Below are 24,206 nucleotides of genomic sequence, written 5' to 3'. Positions count from 1 at the left end.
GCGACAGTGGTTGGAGCCATTTTCGTAAATTGGATAAAAGGTGAATCGGCGATATGGAAATACGACACCTTCGCTGTTTCCTGGCTGTCGCCGAAGAGCTCCACTTCGCCCGTGCTGCGGAGCGACTGCACATTGAGCAATCACCCCTTTCACGAGCCATCAAGGAGCTAGAGGAGGACTTGGGCGCACAGCTCTTTGTTCGCACGACGCGCAGAACCCGTCTCACCCGCGCCGGCATGCTGTTTTTGGAGCACGTCCCCCGTGTCTTCGCTGCCTTGGAGCAGGCGCGCGGCAGTGTGCGAGCCGCTGTCAATGGTTTTCACAGTCAGTTGCGGGTAGCGCTTTCGGATGGCATTCCACCGTCTCGGTTTTCGACCTTCCTGGCGTTGTGCCGCCAGGAAGAACCGGAGATCGAGATACGTCTATCCGAGGTTCCACTGGCACAGCAGATCAAAGGGCTGCACGACGATTTGTATGACGTAGGTTTCGCGAGATCAGATGAAGTCGGCGACGGAATCATCGCCGAAGCAATCTGGAAGGATCCCTTGATGGTGGCAGTGCCTGCCCGTCATCCTCTGCTAACGTACAAGCGCATTCCATTGGAAGAAATACTGCGTTATCCGCTGGTACTTGGCGATCTTCATGCGTGCGAAGGCTGCTCGCGGCAGATTGAACGGGTGCTGCGGAAAGTTGATCAAGAGCCATTGATTGCTGAACGGGTTGCATCCATTGACCTGATGATGGCGCTGGTGGCGGCGGGTTTCGCCTTGGGCCTGGCTGGGGCTTCGCAGATCGCTACCAGCCGCGAATCGGGCGTCGTGGCCCGTCCGCTAGCATCTCGCGTTCCACCGTTGACGACATATCTGCTGCGCCCGGCAGGCGATCCCTCGGAAACCCTGGCTCGCTTCATCGACCGTGTGCAGGCCATCGAATCGCCCGAAGGCAGCAGGCCCCTGCCGGGCCTTGATGCCGACACCCCGGAGGAACCCGAGCCATGATGAAGAGCATCCCCTTCCTGCTGGTCGCGGTGCTGACCGCCTGCGGTCAATCGGAGACGCCCAAGCAGGCTGACGTGCCGACCGTGGAGGAACTGGCTGCCGATCCGGCACGGTTAAAAGAGTTGCGCCAGCAGTGCAAGGCCGATCGCGCCAGACTGGGCGACGTGTTGTGCAACCGGGTAGCCGAGGCCACACGCAAGCGGTTCTATGGCGATGGCACGGTGCCCTATACGCCGCCGGAGAGTCCGCCCAAGTTTTGATCGTAGGCACTTCACTACGACTCTTCCGATTTCTTGCTCGACACGCCGCAACGCGCCATCGCTTGCGGCGTTTTTACTGCCTGCGCTCGTGCGCGAAATCTCACTTTTTTATCGACCTTTCTCCCGATAACGGTCTTTGACCGGCACCGACCCAGCACCGATTCTCGCGTCATGCGGCACGTCCTTGTGCCGCGTGTGAACGAGGAATCAGCGCAGAGGAAATCGGAGGCCAGTCAATGCAAGCTCAGGGCGTGTTGTTCGGACAGATCGCGGTTGTTTTCAGCATCGTGATCGCCGGTGTGTGGAGTGCAACGCAATGGACAGCCGCCGCGCTGGCCTACCAACTACGCCTTGGCTCGCCCTGGTTCGATTTCTTCGGTACGCCGGTCTATCACCCGTGGCGGCTGTTCGAGTGGTGGTTCTTCTTCGATGCCTACGCGCCGCACGTCTTCGACGTAGGCGGCGCCATTGCGGGCGGCAGCGGCCTGGTCGCCGTAGTGGTCGCCATCGCCATGTCGGTGTGGCGCTCGCGGCAATCGCGGCTGGTGACGACCTACGGCTCGGCACGATGGGCCAACACCGCCGACATTCGCAAGGCCGGGCTGATGCAGTCGGTCGGCGTCTTTCTCGGTCTGCATGACGGACAGTACCTGCGTCATGAAGGCCCGGAACACGTCCTGACGTTCGCGCCCACGCGCTCGGGCAAAGGCGTGGGCCTGGTGGTGCCGACCTTGCTGTCCTGGCCTGCATCGGCAGTGATCCACGACATCAAGGGTGAGAACTGGCAGATCACCGCCGGCTGGCGCTCGCGCTTCTCGCATTGCCTGCTGTTCAACCCCACCGATGCTAGTTCGGCCGCGTACAACCCGCTGCTGGAAGTGCGGCGCGGCGCGCATGAAGTGCGCGACGTGCAGAACATCGCCGACATTCTCGTTGACCCCGAAGGCGCACTGGAGAAGCGCAATCACTGGGAGAAGACTTCGCACGCGCTGCTGGTCGGCGCCATTCTGCATGTGCTCTACGCGGGCGAGGACAAGACGCTGCGTGGCGTCGCCAACTTCCTCAGCGACCCGGCGTGCCCGTTCGAGCTGACGCTGCATCGGATGATGACGACGAAGCACCTGGGCGATGCACCGCACCCGGTTGTCGCGTCCGCCGCGCGTGAAGTGCTCAACAAGAGCGACAACGAGCGGTCTGGCGTGCTCTCCACCGCGATGAGCTTCCTGGGCTTGTACCGCGACCCCACGGTGGCCGAAGTCACTTCACGCTGCGACTGGCGTATCGCCGACCTGATTGCGTCCGAGCATCCCGTTTCGCTGTACCTGATGGTGCCGCCTTCGGACATAAGCCGCACCAAGCCGTTGATCCGGCTCATCTTGAACCAGATCGGGCGACGCCTCACCGAATCGCTCGATGGCAGCGATGGCATCGAACGCCGTCACAAGCTGTTGTTGATGCTTGATGAGTTTCCGGCGCTGGGCCGTCTGGACTTCTTCGAGACGGCCCTGGCCTTCATGGCGGGCTACGGCATCCGCAGCTTCCTCATCGCGCAGTCGCTCAACCAGATCGACAAAGCGTATGGGCAGAACCATTCGATTCTGGACAACTGCCATGTCCGGGTGACGTTCGCTACCAACGACGAACGCACGGCCAAACGCATTTCCGAAACGCTGGGCACCGCCACCGAACTGCGCGCGCAGCGCAACTACGCCGGCCACCGGCTCGCGCCGTGGCTCGGGCATCTCATGGTGTCGCGGCAGGAGACGGCCCGACCGCTGCTGACGCCGGGCGAAGTGATGCAACTCCCACCCGATGAATCGGTGGTGATGGTGTCCAGCGTCGCGCCGATCAAGGCCAAGAAGCTGCGCTACTACGCCGACGCCAATTTCAAGCAGCGCGAGTTGCCGCCGCCCGCGCTGGCGGCCGGGCAGTACGCCGACCTGCCACCGGCCCGCGCCGACGACTGGAGCGGCCTGGCGATCCCGGCCGTGCCCGCCGCATCAGCCACGGCCTCCGCCGATGACCTGGGCGGCACCGACGACGGCGGTCCGCGCCGCCAACCCGAACTCTCCGAATCCTTCGCCTACGCCCCCGAGCTGGATGCGCCCGATGACCTGGCGCTGCTCGATGACGACGACGACCTGCCGCTGCCGCTTCCAGGCCAGCTTGACCCGGCCATGCAGCGCACGGCGCGGCTGGCCTCCCTCGACCCCAACGACGGAATCGACTTATGAGCCAATACCGCCTCAATCTTTTTATCCAACACGAGCACGCCAAGCGGCTGGAAGAACTGGCCACCAAGAAAGGCGTCTCGAAATCCAGCATCGTCGCGGCGGCGCTCGCGTCCTGGCTGTCGCCGGACGCGAGCGACCAGCGCGAAGCCGCCATTGCCAAGCGGCTGGATCGCCTGTCGCGGCAGGCCGAACGCCTGGAGCGCGACCAGAACATCCAGATCGAAACGCTGGCGCTGTTCATCCGCTACTTCCTGACCGTCAGCACGCCGGTGCCCGAGGCGCATCAGGACGCGGCCCGTGCCCACGGCAAGGCGCGTTTCGAGCAGTTCATCGAGCAACTCGGCAGGCACCTGCTGCGCGGCCGCAGTCTGGTGCGCGACGTGGTGGAAGAACTGCACCCGGACACCGCGCGCATGGATGACGCGGCGGCGCTGGCCGAAGCCCATGAACGTGCTGCGGAGCGTGCCTCATGAGCGCCATTCCACAGATCCCACCCGAACCACGCTCGTCGGCCACCACTTCACAGGATCGCCGCATCCAGATGCTGCGCACGGCAATGGGGCCGTTGATCGCCGCCGCGCTGGAAGACCCTGACGTGGTGGAAATCATGCTCAACCCCGATCACACCCTATGGGTCGATCGGCTGTCGTCAGGCCGCGCACCGCTAGGCGTGGAACTGTCCGAGGCCGATGGCGAACGCATCATTCGTCTTGTCGCGGCCCACGTCGGCGCGGAAGTCCATCGCGGTCAGCCGCTCTTGACCGCCGAATTGCCCGAGACGGGCGAACGCTTCGAGGGCATCTTGCCGCCGGCAGCGCCGGGGCCGGCGTTCGCGCTGCGCAAGCGGGCCGTGAGCATCATCGGCTTGAATCGCTATGTGGCCGACGGCATCCTGACTGCCGGCCAGGCGGACTTCCTGCGCCGCGCCGTGCGCGAGCGCCAGAACATCCTGATCGCCGGCGGCACCAGCACTGGCAAGACCACGCTCGCCAACGCGCTGCTGGCCGAGATCGCCGCCACGGGCGACCGCGTGCTGGTGCTCGAAGACACCATCGAGCTGCAATGCGCCGCCCGCGACCATGTGCCGCTGCGCACGCGCGCAGGCGTGGTGTCGATGCAGGAGCTGGTGCGCGCCACGATGCGCCTGCGCCCCGACCGCGTGATCGTCGGCGAGGTGCGCGGCGGCGAGGCGCTTGATCTCATCAAGGTGTGGGGCACCGGCCACCCCGGCGGCATCGCCACGATTCACGCCGGTTCCGCCTTGGGCGCGCTGCTGCGCCTGGAGCAACTGATTCTCGAAGTGGCGGTGAATCCGCCGCGCGCGTTGATCGTCGAGGCCATCAACGTCGTCATCCACATCGCCGGGCGTGGCCGTAAGCGCCACGTCGAAAGCATCGCACGTGTCGTCGGTTTCGACGGCGCGGGCTATCGCATGGCGGATGCGCTGGAAACGCCGTTTCCCGAGCTGCCGCCAGTTCCTTCCCCGTCCCCTGAACCCTCTGGAGAACTGCCATGACGCAGATGCACATTCATGCTTTCCGCATTTCGGTAAATCCGGCTTCGGCCTTCGCACGCCTGCGGCGCCTGGCCGCGCCGGCGCAGCACGGCCTGCTGCTGGCCGCCGTCATGCTGATGACAGCTGGCACCGCGCAGGCCGCCGGTTCATCGATGCCCTGGGAGGGGCCACTGACCTCCATCCTCGAATCCATCCAGGGGCCGGTGGCACGCATCGTCGCGGTCATCATCATCATTTCCACCGGCCTGGCGCTGGCCTTCGGCGATACCAGCGGCGGGTTCCGCAAGCTGATCCAGATCGTGTTCGGTCTGTCCATCGCGTTCGCGGCGTCCTCGTTTTTCTTGTCGTTCTTCTCGTTCTCCGGCGGGGCGGTCGTATGAGCACCGCCAATGAAGGGGCGCCGGGCTTCGCGTCTGGCTTCGAGATCCCGCTGCATCGCTCGCTGACCGAGCCGATCCTGCTGGGCGGTGCGCCGCGCACGGTGGCGATCGCCAACGGCACGCTGGCTGCCGCCGTCGGGCTGGGCCTGCAACTGTGGATTCCCGGTGTAGTGCTCTGGATCGTCGGCCATTCGCTGGCGGTCTGGGGGGCGCGCGTCGATCCGCAGTTCATGCAGGTCTTCGCCCGGCACATCAAGCACAAACCGCTGCTGGACGTGTAGGGGGACGCCGCCATGCTGAACCTTGCCGAATACCGCCAGCGCCCAGCCTTGCTTGCCGACTGGCTGCCTTGGGCCGGCCTGATCGCGCCGGGCATCGTCTTGAACAAGGACGGCAGTTTCCAGCGCACGGCGCGCTTTCGTGGGCCTGATCTGGACAGCGCGACGCAGGGCGAACTGATCGCCACGTCGGCGCGGCTCAACAACGCGCTGCGCCGGCTAGGTTCGGGCTGGGCCTTGTTCATTGAGGCCGAGCGCCGACCGGCGGCGGACTACCCACACTCCGACTTTCCCGAACCGCTGTCCTGGCTCGTGGACGAGGAACGCCGCGCCGCCTTCGAGGAATTGGGGCATCACTTCGAGAGCGCCTATCACCTGACGCTGGCTTACCTGCCGCCCGAGGAATCCCGCGCCCGCGCGGCCAAGCTGCTCTATGAGAACTCGCCGGGCGACGGCGTGGACTGGCGCGGCCGGCTCGATGCCTTCGTAGCGGAAACCGATCGTGTCTTCGACTTGCTCGATGGCGTGATGCCGGAAATCGCCTGGCTCGATGACGCCGAGACGCTGACCTACCTGCACGCCACGGTGTCCACGCGGCGCTACCGCGTGGGCGTACCCGAAGTACCGTTCCATATCGACGCACTGCTGGCCGACTCCGCGCTGGTCGGTGGCCTGGCGCCGACGCTGGGTGACCAACACCTGCGCGTGGTGTCGGTGCGGGGCTTTCCGACTTCCACCTGGCCGGGCCTGCTGGACGACCTCAACCGCCTGGGCTTCGCCTACCGCTGGAGCACGCGCTTTCTCTGCCTCGACAAAGCCGAAGCGGAAAAGGAACTCGGCCGCCTGCGCCGCCAATGGTTCGCCAAGCGCAAGAACGTCATCGCGCTGCTGCGCGAGACGATCTTTCAGCAGGAATCGCCCCTGGTGGATACCGACGCCAGCAACAAGGCTGCCGACGCAGATGCCGCCATGCAGGAGCTGGGTGGCGATCAGGTGGCCTTCGGTCACTTCACTGCAACGGTGACGGTACTCGACGCCGACCCGGCCGCGGCCGACGAAAAGCTGCGCATGGTGGAGCGCGTCATCCAGGGCCGGGGTTTCGTGACCATCCCCGAGACTTTGAACGCCGTGGATGCGTGGCTGTCGTCCATCCCCGGCAACGCCTACGCGAACGTGCGCCAGCCCATCGTCTCGACGCTGAATCTGGCGCACATGATGCCGCTGTCCGCCGTATGGGCCGGGCCGGAGAAGAACGACCATCTGGACGGCCCGCCGTTGATCGTCACCCGCACCGATGGCGCCACGCCGTTCCGGCTGGTGACGCACATCGGCGACGTGGGGCACACGTTGGTCGCTGGGCCGACCGGCATGGGCAAGTCGGTGTTGCTTGCCATTCTGGTGCAGCAATTCCGCCGCTATCGCGGCTCGCGCGTGTTCGCCTTCGATATGGGCCGCTCGATGCGCGCCACCATCCTGGGCCTGGGCGGCGAGCACTACGACCTGGGTGCCGATGGCGGCATTGCCTTCCAGCCGCTCGCGCGTATCGACCGGGAAAGCTATCGCTCCTGGGCGGCGGAATGGGTGGAGGGCCGCCTGCTGCACGAAGGTGTCACGGTCGGCCCCGACGAGAAGGCGGTCATCTGGTCGGCTCTGGGGAGCCTGGCCGGCGCACCGGTGGAACAACGCACGCTCACCGGGCTGTCCGTGCTGCTGCAATCGAACGCGCTGCGGCAGGCACTCGCGCCCTACGTGCTCGGCGGCGCGCACGGCAAGCTGCTGGACGCGGACACCGATCGCCTCGGCCTCGGGGACGTGCAGGGCTTCGAGATGGAAGAACTGATGCACAGCCCCGCCGCCGTGCAAGCGGTGCTGCGCTACCTGTTCGCCCGCTTCGATGAGCGTTTCGACGGTGCGCCGACGCTGCTGATTCTGGATGAGGCGTGGCTGTTCCTCGATGAGCCGTCTTTCGCCGCGCGCATTCGCCAATGGTTGAAGACGCTGCGCAAGAAAAACGTGTCCGTGATCTTCGCCACGCAGAGTCTGGCAGACATTAAGGACTCGACCATCGCGCCCGCGATCATCGAAAGCTGCGCCAGCCGGATTTTCTTACCCAATCCGCAGGCCACTGAGCCGCAGATTCGCACGATCTACGAGGGCTTCGGCCTCAACAGCCGGCAAATCGAAATCGTCGCCACCGCCCAGCCCAAGCGCGACTACTACTACCAATCGCGCCTGGGCAATCGCCTGTTCGACCTCGACCTGGGGCCGGTCGCGCTCGCCTTCGCGGGCGCATCCACTCCGCAAGACCAACGCGACATGGATCGCGTGCTGACGCAGGCCGGCGCTCCCGGCTTCGCCGGCGCGTGGCTGCGCCATCGCGGCCTCGATTGGGCCGCCGACCTGCTGCCGTCCTCACCGGCGGCGACTTCTTTCCTCGCTTCTCAACCGCTGGAGGTTTCGCCATGAAGACCCGTGCCCTTTCCGTATCCCTGGCCGCTGTGCTGTCGGTGACACTGCTGACCGCGCAGCCCGCATCGGCGGTCACGTTCATCGACCCCGCCAACCTTGTGCAGAACACGCTGACGGCAATCCGCACGATGGAGCAGATCAACAACCAGATCAATCAGCTGCAGAACGAAGCGCAGATGTTGATAAACCAGGCCCGCAATCTGACGAGCCTCGATTTCAACATCGTCAACCGCCTGCGCTCCACGCTCGCTACCACCGAACGCCTGATCGCCGAGGCGCAGGGACTGGCCTACGACGTGCAGAGCATGGATGCCACGTTTGCCCGTCTGTACCCGGAGCAGTACGCCGCCACCGTCAGCGGCGACCGCATGGCGCAGGACGCCCGCGAGCGTTGGAAGAACACCCTCGACGGCCTGCACACCGCGATGCGGATGCAGGCGCAGGTATCGCAGAACCTGACGCAAGACGAAAGCGCACTGGCCGACCTCGTGAGCCAGAGCCAGTCGGCCACCGGCGCCTTGCAGGCGCAACAGGCGACCAACCAGCTTCTTGCCTTGCAGGCCAAGCAGTCCATCCAGTCCCAGCAGCTCCAGATCACGCAAGACCGCGCGGCGTCGCTGGAACTGGCGCGGCAGGCGGCGGCCACCGAGCGCGCCCGCGAAGTGCGGCGGCGCTTCCTCGGCAGCGGCACGCCGTACACGCCGCAGTCCATCAATTTCTACAACAACTGACGGAGGCGGCCATGCGATGCGCTCCCGTCCTGTCGGTTTCGCTGCTGGCCCTGCTGCTGACCGCTTGCGGCCAGCACTCGGCCGAGAACCTGGCCGACGCTTTGACCGTAGATCCTGCGCGGCTCAAGGCGTTGCGTACGCAGTGCGCGGATGGCCGTCAGGCCGTGGGTGAAGACGACTGCCGCGCCGCCGCGGAAGCCTTCCGGCGGCGCTTCTTCTCCGGCCAGGCCGGGCCTGACGAATACCGGACGCTGGCCGAGCTGCCGCCGATTCCGGCGAGCTTCGATGAACCCATTGAAGAGGACACCCCATGAACGACGTGACCATCATCGACCGCTTCCTCGATACGTTCTCGCGTTACATCGACTCGGGGTTCGGCCTGCTGCAAGGCGAAGTGGCGTTTCTCACCGCCACGCTGATCGTCATCGACATGACGATCGCGGGCCTGTATTGGGCCATGAGCCACGCCACCGGCCAGGGCGAGGACGTGATCGCCAAGCTGCTGCGCAAGGTGCTCTACGTCGGTGCCTTCGCCTACATCATCGGCAACTTCAACTGGCTGGCTGGCATCGTCTTTCGCTCGTTCGCCGGGCTTGGCCTGACGGCCACCGGCTCGACCATGACGATGGACAACTTCCTGCAACCGGGGCGGCTGGCCAAGACCGGCATCGACGCCGGTGCGCCGATCCTCGACCAGATTGGCGACATGGCGGGCTTCCCCGAAGTGTTCGTGAACATCGACCCCATCGTGGTGATGTTCCTCGCCTGGCTCACCGTCATCCTGTGTTTCTTCGTGCTGGCGATCCAGCTTTTCATCACGCTGATCGAGTTCAAGCTGACCACGCTCGCGGGCTTCGTGCTGGTGCCGTTCGCCTTGTGGAACAAGACCTCGTTTCTTGCCGAAAAGGTGCTCGGCAACGTGGTGTCGTCGGGCATCAAGGTCTTGGTGCTGGCCGTCATCGTCGGCATTGGCTCGGGCCTGTTCGCGGAGTTCCAGGTTCATCCCGACGAGCCTTCCATCGACCACGCCCTTGTCGTGATGCTGGCCTCGCTCGCGTTGCTGGCGCTGGGCATCTTCGGCCCCGGCATCGCCACGGGTCTGGTGTCCGGTGCGCCGCAGCTTGGCGCAGGCGCGATGGCCGGTGCCGCTGTCGGTGCCGCCGGCACGGCCGTTGCCATCGGTGCCGCCGCAACCGGCGTGGGCGGTGCCGTGGTCGCCGGCGCACGCATGGCGCCTGCGGCCGCCAAGCTGGCCGGGGCCGGTGCGCGTGCCGCCACTTCGGCCGCCGGCAGCGCACGCTCGGCATTCCAGGCCGGTTCCGCCGCTGCAGGCGGCGGGGCCAAGGGCGCGATGGCCGGCTTGGGCAATGTCGCCAAGACCGGCGCGCAGGCTGCCGGGCGTAGCGCCGCATCCGGTGCGTCCGGCGCTGCGCAGAAGATGACTAGCTCTTTCCGCGCTGGATGGAACGGCACAGAGGCCGGTGGCGGCGCTGCGCCCGGTACGGCTGGCTCCGGCCAGGCGTCCGCTGGCGATGCCGCCAGCTCGCAGAAGCAAGAGCAGCCCGCATGGGCCAAGCGGATGCACCGCCGCCAGCAGATCACCCATGCCGCGACCACTGCCGCCCACACGCTGCGCGGTGGCGATGGCGGCGGCTCCGGGCAAGGCCCGAGCCTGCGCGGCTCCGACGACTAAAGCGATTCACAAGGAGAACTGACCATGCGATTCAAACGACCGCAGGTGCGCTATGCCGATACGCCGCAGCCTGCCACTCCGTATCAAGCCGCCGCCCAGGTGTGGGACGAGCGCATCGGCTCATCGCGCGTACAGGCCAAGAACTGGCGGCTGATGGCCTTCGGCTGCCTCACGCTCGCGCTGCTGATGGCCGGCGGTTTGGTGTGGCGCTCGGCGCAGTCCATCGTGACCCCATACGTCATCGAAGTCGATCAGTCCGGCCAGGTGCGTACCGTGGGCGAGGCCGCCACGCCGTACCGGCCTGCCGATGCGCAGATCGCGCATCACCTGGCGCGCTTCGTGACGCTGGTGCGCTCGCTGTCCATCGATCCCATCGTGGTGCGGCAGAACTGGCTCGATGCCTATGACTACACCACCGACAGGGGCGCAGCCGTGCTCAACGACTACGCGAGTAAGAACGATCCATTCGCCCGTGTCGGCCGCGAGTCGGTGACGGTGCAGATCACCAGTGTTACCCGCGCCAGCGATGCCTCGTTCAACGTCCGTTGGACGGAACAGCGGTTCGTCAACGGCGCACCCGCCGGCACCGAACGCTGGAACGCCGTGCTTTCAACCGTTTTGCAAACCCCGCGCACCGAACAGCGCCTGCGCAAGAACCCGCTGGGGATCTACGTCAACGGCCTATCGTGGAGCCGCGAACTGGATTCTTCCGAAGGAGCCAAGCCATGAACCTGCCTTTACGCTTTTACGCTTTCGCGCTGATGCTTGCGGCCCTGTCGGGCTGCGCCTCGCAGGGCAAGCCGCCGCCGACCATCTCGCTCGATGAGCCGGTGCAGGCGCAGCCGCTGCCTGAGCCGCCCAAGCCGGTCGAAGTCGTCGCCGTGCCCGAGCCGCTGGCGCTGCCGGCACAGTTGAAGCCGCTGCCGGAGGTGGACGAGGCAGCGACCGTGCCGGAGCCGACCGACGAGAAGGTGCGCGTCTCGCGCGCCAATGCAGAAGCGCGCATCGCGCCGACCCGCGAGGGCTACGTCAATGCGATCCAAGTGTGGCCGTACAGCGACGGAGCGTTGTATCAGGTCTATGCGGCACCGGGGCGCGTCACCGTGGTTTCGCTCCAGCCTGGCGAGGAACTGGTGACGGTCGCCGCTGGCGACACCGTGCGCTGGATTGTCGGCGACACGTCCAGCGGCAGCGGCGAGGCGCTGCGCGTCAATGTGCTGCTCAAGCCCACTCGCTCGGGCCTGAAGACCAATCTGGTCATCACCACCAGCCGCAGGACGTACCTGCTGGAACTGACTTCCACGGAAAAGGCATGGATGGCGTCGGTGTCATGGGACTACCCGAAAGACCGGATGCTGGCCTTGCAGCGCCAGTCGCAGGCGGCCAGTGCCGCCGCGCCGGTCGATACCGGCCTAGCGCTGGAGAAGATCCGTTTCCGCTACGCGATCAGCGGCAGCAATCCGCCGTGGAAGCCGCAGCGAGCCTTCGACGATGGCGAGAAAGTCTATATCCAGTTCCCGCCGGGTATCGCCCAAGGCGAACTGCCGCCGCTGTTCGTCATCGGCGCGCAGGGTGACGGCCAGCTCGTCAACTACCGCTTCCGCTCGCCGTACTACATCGTGGATCGACTCTTTGGCGCGGCCGAACTGCGCCTGGGCGGCGATGGTGGTGACGTGGTGCGGATCGAGCGCACCGACGGCGTTGCGCGGAGGAACTGACCATGAGCCAGGACGACACTCCCGACCTCGCCGCGCCACAGGCGGCGGGCAAGATCACACCCGAAGCGGTGGCGCTGCGCGCCCAGCCGCGCCCGGTCACGCGCCTGAACCGGCGCACGCTGGCCATCATCGCCGGCGGCCTGTCGGTCGCCGTGCTCGGCGCATTGATGTGGTCGCTGCAACCGCAGCGGCGCGGTGCTGGCGAGCAGACCGAGCTTTACAACGTCGATCGGGTCTCCAAGTCCGAAGGGCTGGATGCGCTGCCGGCGGACTACTCCAAGCTGCCGCGGGCCTTGCCGCCCACGGTGCCCGAACTGGGGCCGCCGCTGCCGGGTGATCTTGGCCCGGCCATCGTCAAGTCGCAGCAGCCGGTGACGGCCACCTATGCGGCCCCTGGCAACGACCCGAACGATGCGCTGCGCAAGGAAGCCGAAGCGGCTGCGGCATCGTCCGTGTTCTTCCGCTCTGGCACGCACAAGGCCGCGCCGGTGGCGCAGTCGCAGGCTACCGCTGCGCTGGGCTTCGCCGCTAATGCGGCGTTCGACCCGATGGCGGCCGGGCCGGCCTCCGCGGCGGCGCAGCCCGCCGACCCGACGACGGTACAGAACCGGCAAGACCAGAAAGAGGCGTTCCAAAAAGCTGGAACCACGGAAACCCGTAATTCCGGCAACCTGACCCTGCCGGCTTCGCCGTATCAGGTCATGGCCGGAACGGTCATCGCCGGTGCGCTGGTGACGGGTATCAAGTCCGACTTGCCGGGCGATGTGATCGCTACGGTGACGGAGCCTGTCTATGACACGGCCACCGGGCGCTTCCTGCTGATCCCGCAAGGTTCGCGCATCCTGGGCCGCTACAACAGCCAGGTCAGCTACGGACAAAGCCGCGTGCAGGTGGTGTGGAACCGGATCATCCTGCCCGACACGTCTTCGCTGACGCTCGACAACCTGGTCGGAGCCGACCCAGCTGGCTATGCCGGGCTGGAAGATGACGTGGACTACCATTGGGGCCGCATCTTCGCTGGCGCGGCGCTGACCACTCTGCTGGGCGTCGGCGCCGAGCTGGCCGCGCCCGAGAACCGCCAGGACGGCGACCGCATCATCATCGCCGGGCGCGACAGCGCGCAGGACAGCATCAATCAGGTCGGCCAGGAGATGACCCGGCGCAACATGAACATCCAGCCGACGCTGACCGAGCGGCCGGGCCTACCGGTTCGCGTCATCGCCAACCGCGATCTGGTGCTGCGGCCTTATCAGCCGTTGTTCTTCAACAAGGGGATTTCACGATGACGACGCGCAACCTGCGGCTCGGGCCGCTCCCAAAAACGGAATCCACGAAGCTGACCTTTGCCTGCCCGGCCAGCCTGAAAGCAGACCTCGACCGCTACGCCGCAGTACACGCGCAGGCGTATGGCGAGGCGGTCGATGCCGTGACGCTGATCCCGCACATGCTGGAGGCGTTCATCGCGGGCGATCGGGGATTCAGGAAAGGAGGGACGAACAAGGCGCCGCTGCCGAAGCCGAGTTGACGATGCGGGCGCATCCACCATCAGCTCACAAGCGAAAGCGCAGCCCACCGGCTGCGCTTTCGTTTTGAGAGGCCGCATGCGACAAGCCACGGCACTGATGACAGTGCGACCTTGCCCGCTGCGCCGCCCTTGGGCTTGCTACCGCGAAGCGCCTATGCGGCACCTAACCAGAAAAGCATCAAGAGCACTCGATGGCCGAAATCTGGCCTAACTTGTTGCTCCGTAAGACCTTTCGCACCGCCGCGTGCTCTCATCAAAGGCTTGACAGCGGACATTTTTTATGCCTGCCGCAGTGCGCGCGTCGCCCGCAGTGCGGTGTCTACGAGATGCGCCAGATCGGATGCGCCCAAGGCGCGCGTCGCCAGCCTGGCGTGCGTTTGTTTGCCCATCTCCGCTTCCGCGAGATCGCCTGTGACCTGGCCGTCGGTGCGTCGTGCAGATGCTATGCTTTGTGCACGATGGCGAGCGACGCCAGGAGCCAGTGGGGGCCCGGATGAGTTGCGACAGCGCCGCATCCAACGTACGCGGGACAATTCCGATGGTTGGTGTGGTCGCCCCCAAGCCTAGCGAGCTGGCGGTGCTGACTGCGGCGGAGCTGCGCCTGTTCTCCGAGTTCGGCCGCACGCGGACGGTGCGTGCCGGCGACGTGCTGTTCCGGCGCGGCGACGGCGGCAGCGCCATGTTCGTGATCAGCAGCGGCGTGATCGATCTGGATTTCGGCGAGGACCTGGTGGTCAAGCATCTCGGACATGGCGAGTTCTTCGGCGAACTCGGGCTGTTGATCGGCAGCCACATGCGCAGCGCCGATGCGATCGCCGCCAGCGACGGCGTGCTGGTGGAACTGGACCACGACGACTTCCAGCGCCTGGTGGAGCGCGACCCGGGCCTGGTCGCCTACTTCCTGCGCCGTACCATCATGCGCGTGGTGATGAACGAGCAGACCCTGATCCGCCAGTTGCGCCGCCGCAACCACGATCTGGAAGCGGCGCTGGACAATCTCTACGCCACCACCCACCAGCTCAGCCAGACCGAAGAACTGGTGCGCACCGACGAGCTGACCGGCCTGCACAACCGCCGCGGCCTGATCCTGCGCCTGCAGGAGTGCCGCCGCGACGGCCGCTCGCCGGGACCGGGCCTGCTGCTGATCGACTGCGACCGCTTCAAGCACATCAACGACGAACACGGCCACCTGGTCGGCGACCGCGTGCTGCAGAACGTCGCCAACATCCTGCGTTCCGTCGCCGGCGAGGACGACATCGCCTGCCGTCTGGGCGGCGACGAGTTCTGCCTGCTGGTGGCGACCGGCAACGCGGAAGACCTGCGCCGCATCGGCGAGTTCGTGATCGCCACGGTGCAGAACCTGCTCGGCGTGCCGCATCCCTCGCCGCATATCTGTCCGGTCAGCATCGGCATCAGCCGGGTCGATCCGCAGTCCGACTGGAACGACTGGTACGCCAATGCCGACGCCGCGTTGTACGAGGCCAAGCGTCTCGGCGGCAACCGGCTGTACTGGCACGACGTCGCCTCCGCCCCCTACTGACGCGCGCGCGTCCTCGAGCCGCCATGAACGACGCCCACCAGCCCCAGCCCGAGGTCCCGCAGCTCCGCACCCTGCTGCTGACCGACCTGTGCGATTCGGTGGCGCTGGTGGAGCGGCTCGGCGACGCCAACGCCGCCGAACTGTTCAAGCTGCACGACTCGCTGGTGCTGGAACTGCAGCAGCGTTGGCGCGGGCGCCTGATCGACCGCTCCGACGGCCTGCTGCTGCTGTTCGAACGCCCGATCGACGGCCTCGGCTTCGCCCTGGACTACAGCCGCGGCCTGCACGCGCTGGGCGCGCAGCGCAAGCTGGAGCTGAAGGTGCGCGCCGGCCTGCACGTCGGCGAGGTGCTGACCTGGCGCAACAGCGATGCCGCCGTGCAGGTCGGCGCCAAGCCGCTGGAAGTGGAGGGCCTGGCCAAGCCGACCGCGGCGCGGCTGATGACCCTGGCGCGGCCCGGGCAGATCCTGCTGTCGGCGGTGGCCGAGTCGCTGACCCACCGCGCCGCGCGCGAACTGGGCGAGCGCGGCGAACGCCTGCTGTGGAAGTCGCACGGCCGCTGGCGCTTCAAGGGCGTGCCGACGCCGCAGGAGATCTACGAAGTCGGCGAAATCGGCAACACCCCCCTGCGCGCGCCGAAGCCGACGCCGAAGGCGTGGCGCGACATCCCGCTGTGGCGCCGCCCGGCGGCGCTGGTGGCGGAGGCGATGCTGACCCTGACGGTGGTCGCCGCGCTGCTGTTCTTCGGCCGTCCGGAGCCGGCGATCGCGTTCGCCGAACGCGACTGGATCGTGGTCGGCGACCTGCGCAACCTCACCGGCAACGCGACGCTCGACGCCTCGCTCGACCAGGCGTTCCGGATCAGCCTGGAGCAATCGCGCTACGTCAACCTGCTCAGCGATCTCAAGGTGCGCGACACCCTGGGCCGGATGAAGCGCAGCCCCGACAGCAAGATCGACCGCGCGCTCGCCTCGGAGATCGCGCTGCGCGACGGCGCGCGCGCGGTGATCCTGCCGACCGTCGCCGAAGTGGGCGGGCGCATCCGCGTCACCGTGGAAGTGGTCGATCCGGCGACGCAGGCGACGGTGTATACCGAGACCCAGACCGGGCGCGGGCTCGAATCGGTGCTGGCGTCGGTGGACACGGTCAGCGGCCAGTTGCGGCGCCAACTCGGCGAAGCCATCCAATCGGTCGATCAGGCGTCCAAGCCGTTGCCGCAGGTGACGACGTCCAACCTGGACGCGTTGCGTTCCTATGCATTGGGCATGGAGGCGACCGCGACGGGCAGCTGGAAACAGGCGGAGCAGAATTTCCGCGTGGCGATCGAGCTGGATCCGCAGTTTGCGCTGGCCTATATCGGTATCGCCCGCGTGCTTGCGGCGACGTCCGACCGCGCCGCGGCGGTGCCGTATCTGCAGAAGGCACAGGAGTACGCGGCCCGGTTGCCGGCGCGCGACCGGCTCTATCTTGCGGCATGGGCAGACGAACTCAAGGACAGTCCAGCTGCACTGGGCGGGTGGCAGCAGTTGGTGCATCTGTATCCCGACAGCTTCGCCGGGCACGGCAATGCGTTCTGGCACCTGTTCCAGGCCAACCGCTTTGCCGACGCATTGCCGCATGCCGTTGCCGCCGACACCGCGCAGGATCCGTATCGGTCGATCGCCATCGACGACATCGGCCGCATCTATCTGGTGCAGGGAAAGCTGGAGCAGGCCAAGGCCCAGTTCACCCAGATCGCACTGCAGGACAAGAGCGGTCCCGGCCGGCGCCTGGCCAACGTGCTGGCGCTGCAGGGCAACTACGCCGAGGCCGAGGCGCGGCTGCGCGCCATTCCCAAGAGCGACTATGCCAACGACGACATGGTGCCGCGCCTGGACCTGATCGCGCTGAAGGTGGACCAGGGCAAGTGGGACGAGGTCGCCGCCGAGCTGGACGATGCGCTCAAGGCCAGCCGCGCGGCCAACGATTTCACCCAGGCCCAGTTCGGCTTCTTGCAGCTATCGATCCAGGCGTTGACGCAGCAGTCCGGCAAGGTGCTGCCGCGGCTGCGGCAATGGCAGAACGCCCAACTGCAAAGACAGGAGCGGGCGCTTCCTGGCGAGCCGTATGCCAGCGATCGCGCCGCGCTGATCCTTGCCGCCGCCTATCTGGCGCAGCGCCTCGGCGATGACGCGTTGTCGGTGCGTGCGCTGAAGGTCGCTGGCCCGTGGGTGGAGGTCTCGGCGGATCCTGCCCTGGGCAAGCTGCTGCGCATCGTGCAGGCCGGGCAGTACCGCTTGCGCGGCGACTACGCGCAGGCGCTCGCCTTGCTGGCGCCGCGCGAGGACGACCTGCTGCAGGCACGGGTGGCGCTGTATCACACCCTGCGGGCGGCCGGCGAGCATCGCCAGGCGCTGGCGCAGGCGGATTGGATCGGCGCGCATCGAGGCCTTGCCTATGGCGAGGCCTCGGTGTCGCAGTCCTTGCAGACCTTGAATGTCGCCGACACGCGCATGGCCGATCGCTGGGCGGCGCAAGCCCTGTCGGATCTGGACAGGACCCCGGATGCGCGGCGACGGCTCGACGCGCTGTTCGCCGCCTGGCCCAGCGCCGCGATGCCGGCTTACTTGAGGGAGACGGTCGAGGCGACCTTGCCGGCTTCGAAACAGAAAATGACGTGATGGTTGCCGTCCACCGTCAGGTGGCTGACCAGCTCCTTGCGCGCCTTGGCGATTTCTTCCTTCGACGCCAGCTCCTGCGAGGTCATGCAGAAGAACGGCGCGCCCTGCTTGGGCGGCGCCGGGTCCGCAGCCAGGGCATGGTCGGCCGGCTCGTAGCCGAGGCTGGCCAGCGCGGCGACCGGATTGTCCTGGAAGCTGGCGCGGAAAGCGTCGTCGGTGCTGAGCAGCTCCAGCAGGCGATCGGCGATGTCGGCGGGCAACGGGTCGTGAGGGGCGCTAGTCATGGCAATGTCATCTCGCAGGGAAGGGGGGTGTTCGGCGTAGCGCGTCAGGCGCAGCCACTATATCTATCGGCATAATCCCCTGCCAGGTTGAGTAGGTCTTTCCGCATGCGCGTGCGCCGCTGTTTTCATCTGTTCCTCGAGCCGCGCGAGGTCAGCCGCTTCGATATGGCTTCGCTGCTGGCCGGAGGCAATGGCCTGGCGCGCGAACGCCAATGGGTGGCCCTGGCCCCGCATCTGGAGCAGGAATTGGAAGTCGATGCACTGGAGCGCGAGCTGCTGGGCGCGCTCAGTGCAGGCGATTGGACTGACGTGCAGGCCTTGCCGCCGCATTGCGCCGGCGCCAGCGCGCGCCTGCTCGAGGTCGGCCTGCTGCTGCGCGACGACGATGCGCCAGGTGGTTTCGGCGAGCGCGATGCCGCCATGCGCGACGCCTATTGGTGGGGTCCCGCCGCGCTGGCGCACCGGTTCGGGCGTTGGCAGGGCAGCGACAGCGTCGTGGCGATGGAGGCCAATGGGCTGACCACGATCGCCGGCCTGTGCGAAAAGCTCGGCCCGCCGCCTGCGGAGGTGGGCGCGCGCTGCGCGCCGGCCGCGCGCCTGCCGCTGCCGCGCGAGCAGGAAGATGACTTCGATGCGCTGCTCGCACGGCGCGCCACCTGCCGCAATTTCGATACCGCACGGCCGTTGCCGCTGGCCGCGTTCGCGCAGCTGATGCAGCGCGTGTTCGCGGCACGCACCAGAGTGGAGGCCGACGGCATGGCCGCGTTCCTGAAGAAGAACGTGCCCTCTGGCGGCGGCCTGCATGCCACCGAGGCCTATCTGATCGTGCAGCGCGTGGAGGGTCTCGCGCCGGGCCTGTATCACTATCATCCGGTCGATCATGCCTTGGAGCCGTTGCCCGCCCCGGATACCGCATTGGATGCGTTGGCACGGACCGCAGTGGCCGGCCAGCACTGGTTCGCCGATGCGCCGGTGCTGGTGGTGATGGCGCCGCGTTACGCGCGCATGAACTGGAAGTATCGCCACCATCCCAAGGCCTACCGCGCCTTGCTGCTGGATATCGGGCACCTGTCGCAGCTGCTGTACCTGTGCGCGACGCAGGCGCAGTGGGGCGCGTTCGTGACCTCGGCGATCAACGAGGTGGATATCGAGCGCGCGTTCGGCATGGACCCGTTGCGCGAAGGGCCGCTTGCGGTCTGCGGCTTCGGTTGGCGCGCGCCGGCGTTGACCACCGCCGAGTTCGATCCGGCCGGCGCGGTCTGGCAGGCGAGCGCCTGATACGGGTCCGCGTGTGGCGGACGGCGACATGGGGATGTTGCTGCGAGTGCGAATGACATGGCGGTCGCACTGCTGCCGCCGTGCCTAGGCGACTCTTGCCTGTCGCCTGTCGCCTGTCGCCTGTCGCCTGTCGCCTCGCGCTCAGTGCGCCTCGCTGCGCGGCGCTCCGGTCGCGGCCACCGTCGCCTCGTCGGGCGCGGTCGATGTTGCCGGCTTATCGCGATGCTCGAGCAAATCCAATCGCTTGCCGCCGGGCAGCCGATAGTCCAGCTGCTGCTCCAACGCATCCAGCGCGGCGACCTGCACGCAGAGCGCGTCGGCCCTGGCTTCCAGCGCCTTGCCGCGGGCGTCCATGCGCCGCTCCAGGTCCTTCTCCATCGCCGCGGTGCGTTTTTCGATGGCGTCGGCGCGACCGGTGAATACCGCGAACATCACCCCGCGGGTCAGCGCGCTGGCCATTTCCTCGGCGGCGGCACTGACGTCGGCTTCGAACGCCTTGTCGAACAACTCCTGCTGCCAACGGCCCCGGCCGAGCGTGCGGTCCAGATGGGCGAGGGCGGCGTCGCGATGCACCTCCAGCTTGCGCGCCTTGCTGCGGCTGCCGGTGATGGCTTCGACCACGCCGCCGAAGGCGTCGAAGGTGATGCCGACCGTCTCGCGGGCGATGCCGGCGACCTCGGGCATCAGCGCCTGCGCGCCGCGTTCCATCTGCCGCAGGCGTTGCGCATCGGCGTTGCCGAGCGCTTGCGCGACGCCGTCCACCTGCAGCCGTCCGTCGTGCAGGAACACCGTCTTCGGCATGCCGTCGCTACGGGTCAGCATGACGCCGGTACGGTCGACGATGACGTCGTAGGGCGTGGAGAAGCCGCATTGCTGCGAAGAGAACTGCGGGCCGGCGGCGGCGCTCGCGGCGGCGCCGAGCAGGCAGAGCGTGCACACGGAGGGCAATAGACGCATGGCGGCGGTTCCTTTGAACGTGGCAGCAGCATCGGCGCTGGGCCGTGCCGTGTCGTCTGCGGGAAGTCAGGGTGCGGGAAGTCATGCCTGCCCGGCGCGCCGTGCCTGCAAGGAGCGCGTGGAATCAGCCCGATGCTGCGGGCATCCGCCATTGCGCGTGCAGCGGACCATCCCGGCCAGCGACCGGATCGCGAGGCGGCAATGGCAGTTGCGCGATGCGGCGGATCATCTCGGGCGTGGGCGGCTGCCGGCAGATGTCCCAGTCCTGGCCGTCGGGATACGCGCCGACGACCAGGAAATCGGCGCTGGAGGCGATGCAGCAATGGCCGGTGCCCGCCGGCAGCAGCAAGGCGTCGCCGGCCGCCAGCGTGGTCTCCGGCCCGCCCGGGCCGCCGACGACAAGCCGCGCGCTGCCGCGGGCGACGCCCAGGACCTCATGCGCGGTGGAGTGATAGTGGTGATAGTCGTAGATGCCGTCGCGCCATTGCGGCGGCCAGCCGTGCTCGGCGAAGCGGCGTTCGAAGCCCTCGGCACCGCCGTCGGGATCGACCTCGCGGTACAGCAGCACCGGCAGGGACGGATGATTGGGTACCCAGTCGTGCGGCGGCAGAAGCCAGTGTTCCAGGTGCATCGTCGGATCCTCGCGGCATGCAACAACGGCGCAGCGGCGCTGAACGCCACGAGCATGCTAACCAGGCCGTGTCGCGGTCGCGTCATCGCCCGGCGCGGCGATGGCGCGGCTCACAATCTCCTCACTATTTGCGCGCAGAATGTGGCAATCGGATTGCACGACGTGGAGCGCCGGCGGATGAACGATTTACGCATCGACCAGATCGACGGCGCCTTGTCCGCGCTGGACCAGGCCGACCCGCACCTCAAGGCGGCCCTGTGGCAGTGGGCGTATCTGGAGATGCTGCACGAAACCCTGAGCGCGATGCATCAGTTGTCGCACCGGGTCGGCGTGGCCGAACTGGTCGCCGACGCCTGGTTGGCGCCGGTGGACGTGATCGCGCTGGAACAGCCGTTCCTGGATCGCGCCACGCTGGCCGACCCGCGCGTGCAGGCGTTCGCGTTGGCGCTGGGCGAGGCGTCCTCGCGGCAGTCGCGCGCCGCGTTGTGGCGCAGCGGCTACGCCAGCGCGGTGCAGGCCACGCTGCAGGGCATGCAGGCGTTGGCGGGCAAGCATCGGATCGATGCGCAGGTCGCGGCGCAGTTGTCGCCAGCCTAGTGGTGCCGCGCGCCGACGCGGCGCACAGCCAGTCGTGGTCGCCACCAGCAGGTTGCACCATCAGCCGCTCCCAACCCGTGCTCGATGCATCGCTAACGCACTGGACACGTCGCGTTCACCCTGCGGCAACGCCGCCGCCGACAGCCTTGTGCGCATGGCCGACCCCCACCGCCATCCGTCTCCGCAATCGCATCCCGCGCAGCAGACGCCGCAGGCGCCAGGCGCCACTCCCGCCGATGCGCCAGGCATCTCCGAGGCAGGAGCCTGGTGGCGGCAATTGCGCGCCAGCAGGGCATTGCGCGTGTTGGGCGCCCTGCTGCTGGCGGCATTGCTGATCGCTGCCCTGCTGGTCTGGCATGCGCATGCTTGATCGCGCCCCTTCCTGCTCCCGCGGAGTGTCGCCCATGGCCTTTTTCGTCGTCCGTGACCACGTGCGCCTCCACAGTGTGCGGACGCATCCACCAGGCGGGCACGAGGCCGCGACGCATGCCTGGGTCGCCGCCGAGGTCGCGCGGCTGATGCGCTTGCCGCTAGGCGAGACAACGATGGGCCGCGGCTTCTACGTGCCCGACGACACCTTGACCGCCGAACAGGCGCTGCAACTGGGCGTGCGCGATGCCAGCGGCCTGCTCGGCGGCGTGGTGCCGCATGCGTTCGTCGCCACCAAGGCGATCAGCCATCCGCTGGTCGCGCCCGACGCGGCCGCGCCGCAGGGCTGGAGCCGCGCGCTCGGCGCCGCACTGGGCGAGGCGACGGTGCCCGGCTATACCGCGTTCGCCGTTGCCGACGCGCGCGAGGCGTATGCGCGCCTGCGCCGCGGCGGCCAGGTGCGATTGAAGCTGCCCCATGGCATCGGCGGACAGGGCCAATCGCTGCTGCACGATGCGCACGCGCTGGATACGGCCCTGGAGGCGGTGGCGCCCGCGGATCTGGTGCAGCAGGGCGTCGTGCTGGAGCGGCAACTGGACCGCTCGACCACCTTCAGCGTCGGCGAGGTGGAGTGCGCCGGAATGACCATCGCCTACTACGGCACCCAGTCCGTCACCCGCGACGGTGCCGGTCGCGAGACCTATGGCGGTTCGCAGCTGTTCGTGATCCGCGGCACGCTGGACGCCCTGCTCGAACGCGAGCTGCCGCCACCGCAGCGCGAGGCGGTCTTGAAGGCGCGCCACTACGACCGCTGCGTTGCCGAGGCCTATCCCGATTTCTACGCATCGCGCCGCAACTACGACGTGATCGATGGCGTCGCGCAGGACGGCACCCGCATGTGCGGCGTGCTCGAGCAGTCCTGGCGCATCGGCGGCGCGACGCCGGCGGAACTGGCCGCGGTCGATGCATTCCAGCGCGAACCGGCGCTGCACGCGGTGATTGCGACCACCGTCGAACGCTATGGCGACGCCGCGCTGCCGGCCGGCGCGCAGGCGTATTACGCGGGCGAGGATCCGCGTGTCGGCCGGCTGACCAAGTACCGCTACGTGAACGTTGCAGACTGACGATGGAAACCAAACTCTCCAGCATCGATATCGCGGTGGATGGCGACGCATTGAGCGGCACGCTGTTGACCCCGACCAACGGCATGCCCGGGGTGCTGTTCGTGCACGGCTGGGGCGGCAACCAGCATCACAACCTGGTACGCGCACGCGAAGCGGTCGGCCTGGGTTGCGTCTGCCTGACCTTCGATCTGCGCGGCCACGAAGGCATGGCGTCGATGCGCGAGACGGTGACACGCGCGCAGAATCTGGACGACATCAAGGCCGCCTACGACCGCCTGGTGGCGTCGCCGCAGGTGGACCCGGAGTCGATCGCGGTGGTGGGCCTGAGCTACGGCGGCTACCTCGCCTCGCTGCTGACCCTGGAGCGGCCGGTGGAATGGCTGGCGCTGCGGTCGCCGGCGCTGTACAAGGACGCGCACTGGGACGGACCGAAGGTGGCGCTGAACCAGGATCCGGACCTGATGCCGTACCGGCGCCGCACGGTGGTGCCGGCGGACAACATCGCCCTGGCCGCGTGCCAGCGCTTCCGTGGCGACGTGCTGCTGGTGGAGGCCGAGCAGGACGTGATCGTGCCCGGCCAGGTGCTCAAGAACTACGCCGCGGCGTTTTCCAATGCGCGTTCGCTGACCTCGCGGGTGATCAAGGGCGCCGATCATGCGCTGACCCAAAAGGAGCACCAGCTCGAATACACCCGTTACCTGATCGACTGGCTGACCGAGATGGTGGTCGGGCGCCGCGTGGCGCTGGCCAAGAACGTGGTCGAGCGGCGCAAGCAGAGCCTCAAGCACACCCAGGGCGATGCGGCGACCTCGCCCGGACAGGGTTCGAAGGAGTTCCACGGCCAGATCGAGGCCAAGGAGCGCACGTCCGACGCGACGCCATCGCGATAACGAGCGCAGGCGCGGCGCAGTGGCGCCGTAACGGATACGCGACAGCAACGTGCAGGCGTTGCTGCCCGCAGCGC

General features: G+C 67.3%; 25 protein-coding genes. 22 read left to right on the top strand and 3 right to left on the bottom strand.

Annotated elements, in window-relative coordinates; genetic code table 11:
• Nucleotides 1-53: 53 nt before the first annotated feature.
• The 17 genes from NUG20_RS20380 to NUG20_RS20300 all read left to right on the top strand — a co-directional run bounded on the left by NUG20_RS20380 (nucleotide 54) and on the right by NUG20_RS20300 (nucleotide 18,002).
• Nucleotides 54-998, top strand: a complete 945-nt coding sequence (locus NUG20_RS20380) for a LysR family transcriptional regulator (protein WP_263396197.1) — start codon at nucleotides 54-56, stop codon at nucleotides 996-998.
• Nucleotides 995-1,258: an EexN family lipoprotein gene (locus NUG20_RS20375; protein WP_263396196.1), complete on the top strand. Its 264-nt coding sequence runs from the start codon at nucleotides 995-997 to the stop codon at nucleotides 1,256-1,258. Before NUG20_RS20380 ends, NUG20_RS20375 begins: the two co-directional genes overlap by 4 nt.
• A gap of 236 nt (nucleotides 1,259-1,494) precedes the next feature.
• Complete coding sequence (locus tag NUG20_RS20370) at nucleotides 1,495-3,492, top strand: conjugal transfer protein TraG (RefSeq protein ID WP_263396195.1); 1,998 nt, start codon at nucleotides 1,495-1,497, stop codon at nucleotides 3,490-3,492.
• A complete protein-coding gene (locus NUG20_RS20365; RefSeq protein WP_263396194.1) occupies nucleotides 3,489-3,965 on the top strand; it encodes a CopG family transcriptional regulator in 477 nt (158 codons plus the stop codon). The genes NUG20_RS20370 and NUG20_RS20365 overlap by 4 nt, the downstream gene beginning before the upstream one ends.
• Entirely contained in the window at nucleotides 3,962-5,008 is a 1,047-nt protein-coding gene (gene trbB, locus NUG20_RS20360) for a P-type conjugative transfer ATPase TrbB (protein ID WP_263396193.1), read from the top strand. Before NUG20_RS20365 ends, trbB begins: the two co-directional genes overlap by 4 nt.
• Entirely contained in the window at nucleotides 5,005-5,388 is a 384-nt protein-coding gene (locus NUG20_RS20355; protein WP_263396192.1) for a TrbC/VirB2 family type IV secretion system protein, read from the top strand. The genes trbB and NUG20_RS20355 overlap by 4 nt, the downstream gene beginning before the upstream one ends.
• A complete protein-coding gene (locus NUG20_RS20350; RefSeq protein ID WP_210670257.1) occupies nucleotides 5,385-5,669 on the top strand; it encodes a VirB3 family type IV secretion system protein in 285 nt (94 codons plus the stop codon). Before NUG20_RS20355 ends, NUG20_RS20350 begins: the two co-directional genes overlap by 4 nt.
• A 12-nt stretch (nucleotides 5,670-5,681) precedes the next feature.
• Nucleotides 5,682-8,132, top strand: a complete 2,451-nt coding sequence (gene trbE, locus NUG20_RS20345) for a conjugal transfer protein TrbE (RefSeq protein ID WP_263396191.1) — start codon at nucleotides 5,682-5,684, stop codon at nucleotides 8,130-8,132.
• The gene (gene trbJ / locus NUG20_RS20340; protein ID WP_263396190.1) at nucleotides 8,129-8,866 is read left to right on the top strand and encodes a P-type conjugative transfer protein TrbJ; all 738 of its coding nucleotides are present in this window, start codon (nucleotides 8,129-8,131) and stop codon (nucleotides 8,864-8,866) included. Before trbE ends, trbJ begins: the two co-directional genes overlap by 4 nt.
• Nucleotides 8,867-8,877: 11 nt before the next feature.
• Nucleotides 8,878-9,180, top strand: a complete 303-nt coding sequence (locus NUG20_RS20335; RefSeq protein ID WP_263396189.1) for a hypothetical protein — start codon at nucleotides 8,878-8,880, stop codon at nucleotides 9,178-9,180.
• On the top strand, nucleotides 9,177-10,559 hold the full coding sequence (gene trbL / locus NUG20_RS20330) for a P-type conjugative transfer protein TrbL (RefSeq protein ID WP_263396188.1): 1,383 nt from the start codon (nucleotides 9,177-9,179) through the stop codon (nucleotides 10,557-10,559). The genes NUG20_RS20335 and trbL overlap by 4 nt, the downstream gene beginning before the upstream one ends.
• A gap of 24 nt (nucleotides 10,560-10,583) precedes the next feature.
• Entirely contained in the window at nucleotides 10,584-11,288 is a 705-nt protein-coding gene (gene trbF, locus NUG20_RS20325; protein WP_263396187.1) for a conjugal transfer protein TrbF, read from the top strand.
• On the top strand, nucleotides 11,285-12,277 hold the full coding sequence (gene trbG / locus NUG20_RS20320; RefSeq protein WP_263396186.1) for a P-type conjugative transfer protein TrbG: 993 nt from the start codon (nucleotides 11,285-11,287) through the stop codon (nucleotides 12,275-12,277). The genes trbF and trbG overlap by 4 nt, the downstream gene beginning before the upstream one ends.
• Nucleotides 12,278-12,279: 2 nt before the next feature.
• Nucleotides 12,280-13,563, top strand: coding sequence for a TraB/TrbI/VirB10 family type IV secretion system protein (locus tag NUG20_RS20315; RefSeq protein WP_263396185.1), 1,284 nt, complete (start codon nucleotides 12,280-12,282; stop codon nucleotides 13,561-13,563).
• Nucleotides 13,560-13,802 (top strand): DUF2274 domain-containing protein, encoded by a 243-nt coding sequence (locus NUG20_RS20310; protein WP_263396184.1) that lies wholly within the window; start codon nucleotides 13,560-13,562, stop codon nucleotides 13,800-13,802. The genes NUG20_RS20315 and NUG20_RS20310 overlap by 4 nt, the downstream gene beginning before the upstream one ends.
• A 538-nt stretch (nucleotides 13,803-14,340) precedes the next feature.
• Entirely contained in the window at nucleotides 14,341-15,342 is a 1,002-nt protein-coding gene (locus tag NUG20_RS20305) for a GGDEF domain-containing protein (protein ID WP_263396183.1), read from the top strand.
• 23 nt (nucleotides 15,343-15,365) lie between these two features.
• Complete coding sequence (locus NUG20_RS20300) at nucleotides 15,366-18,002, top strand: putative peptide modification system cyclase (protein ID WP_263396182.1); 2,637 nt, start codon at nucleotides 15,366-15,368, stop codon at nucleotides 18,000-18,002.
• Here the strand turns inward: NUG20_RS20300 and NUG20_RS20295 are convergent.
• Nucleotides 17,945-18,286, bottom strand: a complete 342-nt coding sequence (locus NUG20_RS20295; RefSeq protein WP_263396181.1) for an NHLP-related RiPP peptide — start codon at nucleotides 18,284-18,286, stop codon at nucleotides 17,945-17,947. The two genes, NUG20_RS20300 and NUG20_RS20295, sit on opposite strands and share 58 nt — an antisense overlap.
• A gap of 105 nt (nucleotides 18,287-18,391) precedes the next feature.
• Between NUG20_RS20295 and NUG20_RS20290 the strand changes: the two genes are divergently transcribed.
• Nucleotides 18,392-19,564 (top strand): putative peptide maturation dehydrogenase, encoded by a 1,173-nt coding sequence (locus tag NUG20_RS20290; protein ID WP_263396180.1) that lies wholly within the window; start codon nucleotides 18,392-18,394, stop codon nucleotides 19,562-19,564.
• A 141-nt stretch (nucleotides 19,565-19,705) separates the two neighbouring features.
• Here NUG20_RS20290 and NUG20_RS20285 read toward each other — a convergent pair whose 3' ends face one another.
• Complete coding sequence (locus NUG20_RS20285; protein ID WP_263396179.1) at nucleotides 19,706-20,521, bottom strand: DUF2884 family protein; 816 nt, start codon at nucleotides 20,519-20,521, stop codon at nucleotides 19,706-19,708.
• Between the two features lie 124 nt (nucleotides 20,522-20,645).
• Nucleotides 20,646-21,152 (bottom strand): cupin domain-containing protein, encoded by a 507-nt coding sequence (locus NUG20_RS20280; RefSeq protein WP_263396178.1) that lies wholly within the window; start codon nucleotides 21,150-21,152, stop codon nucleotides 20,646-20,648.
• A 177-nt stretch (nucleotides 21,153-21,329) separates the two neighbouring features.
• Between NUG20_RS20280 and NUG20_RS20275 the strand changes: the two genes are divergently transcribed.
• The 4 genes from NUG20_RS20275 (at nucleotide 21,330) to NUG20_RS20260 (ending at nucleotide 24,132) form a co-directional block, all read left to right on the top strand.
• Entirely contained in the window at nucleotides 21,330-21,749 is a 420-nt protein-coding gene (locus NUG20_RS20275) for a hypothetical protein (RefSeq protein WP_263396177.1), read from the top strand.
• A 154-nt stretch (nucleotides 21,750-21,903) separates the two neighbouring features.
• Nucleotides 21,904-22,119, top strand: a complete 216-nt coding sequence (locus NUG20_RS20270; RefSeq protein ID WP_263396176.1) for a hypothetical protein — start codon at nucleotides 21,904-21,906, stop codon at nucleotides 22,117-22,119.
• Between the two features lie 34 nt (nucleotides 22,120-22,153).
• Nucleotides 22,154-23,242, top strand: coding sequence for a DUF3182 family protein (locus NUG20_RS20265; RefSeq protein WP_263396175.1), 1,089 nt, complete (start codon nucleotides 22,154-22,156; stop codon nucleotides 23,240-23,242).
• A gap of 2 nt (nucleotides 23,243-23,244) precedes the next feature.
• Nucleotides 23,245-24,132: an alpha/beta hydrolase family protein gene (locus NUG20_RS20260; protein WP_263396174.1), complete on the top strand. Its 888-nt coding sequence runs from the start codon at nucleotides 23,245-23,247 to the stop codon at nucleotides 24,130-24,132.
• Nucleotides 24,133-24,206 lie beyond the last annotated feature (74 nt).

Origin of the sequence: Xanthomonas sp. CFBP 8443, assembly GCF_025666195.1 — a bacterium.
In the GTDB taxonomy this organism is placed as follows: domain Bacteria; phylum Pseudomonadota; class Gammaproteobacteria; order Xanthomonadales; family Xanthomonadaceae; genus Xanthomonas_A.
The sequence above is the reverse complement of the archived record's forward strand: the minus strand, read 5'-3'. Positions and strand labels throughout refer to the sequence as shown.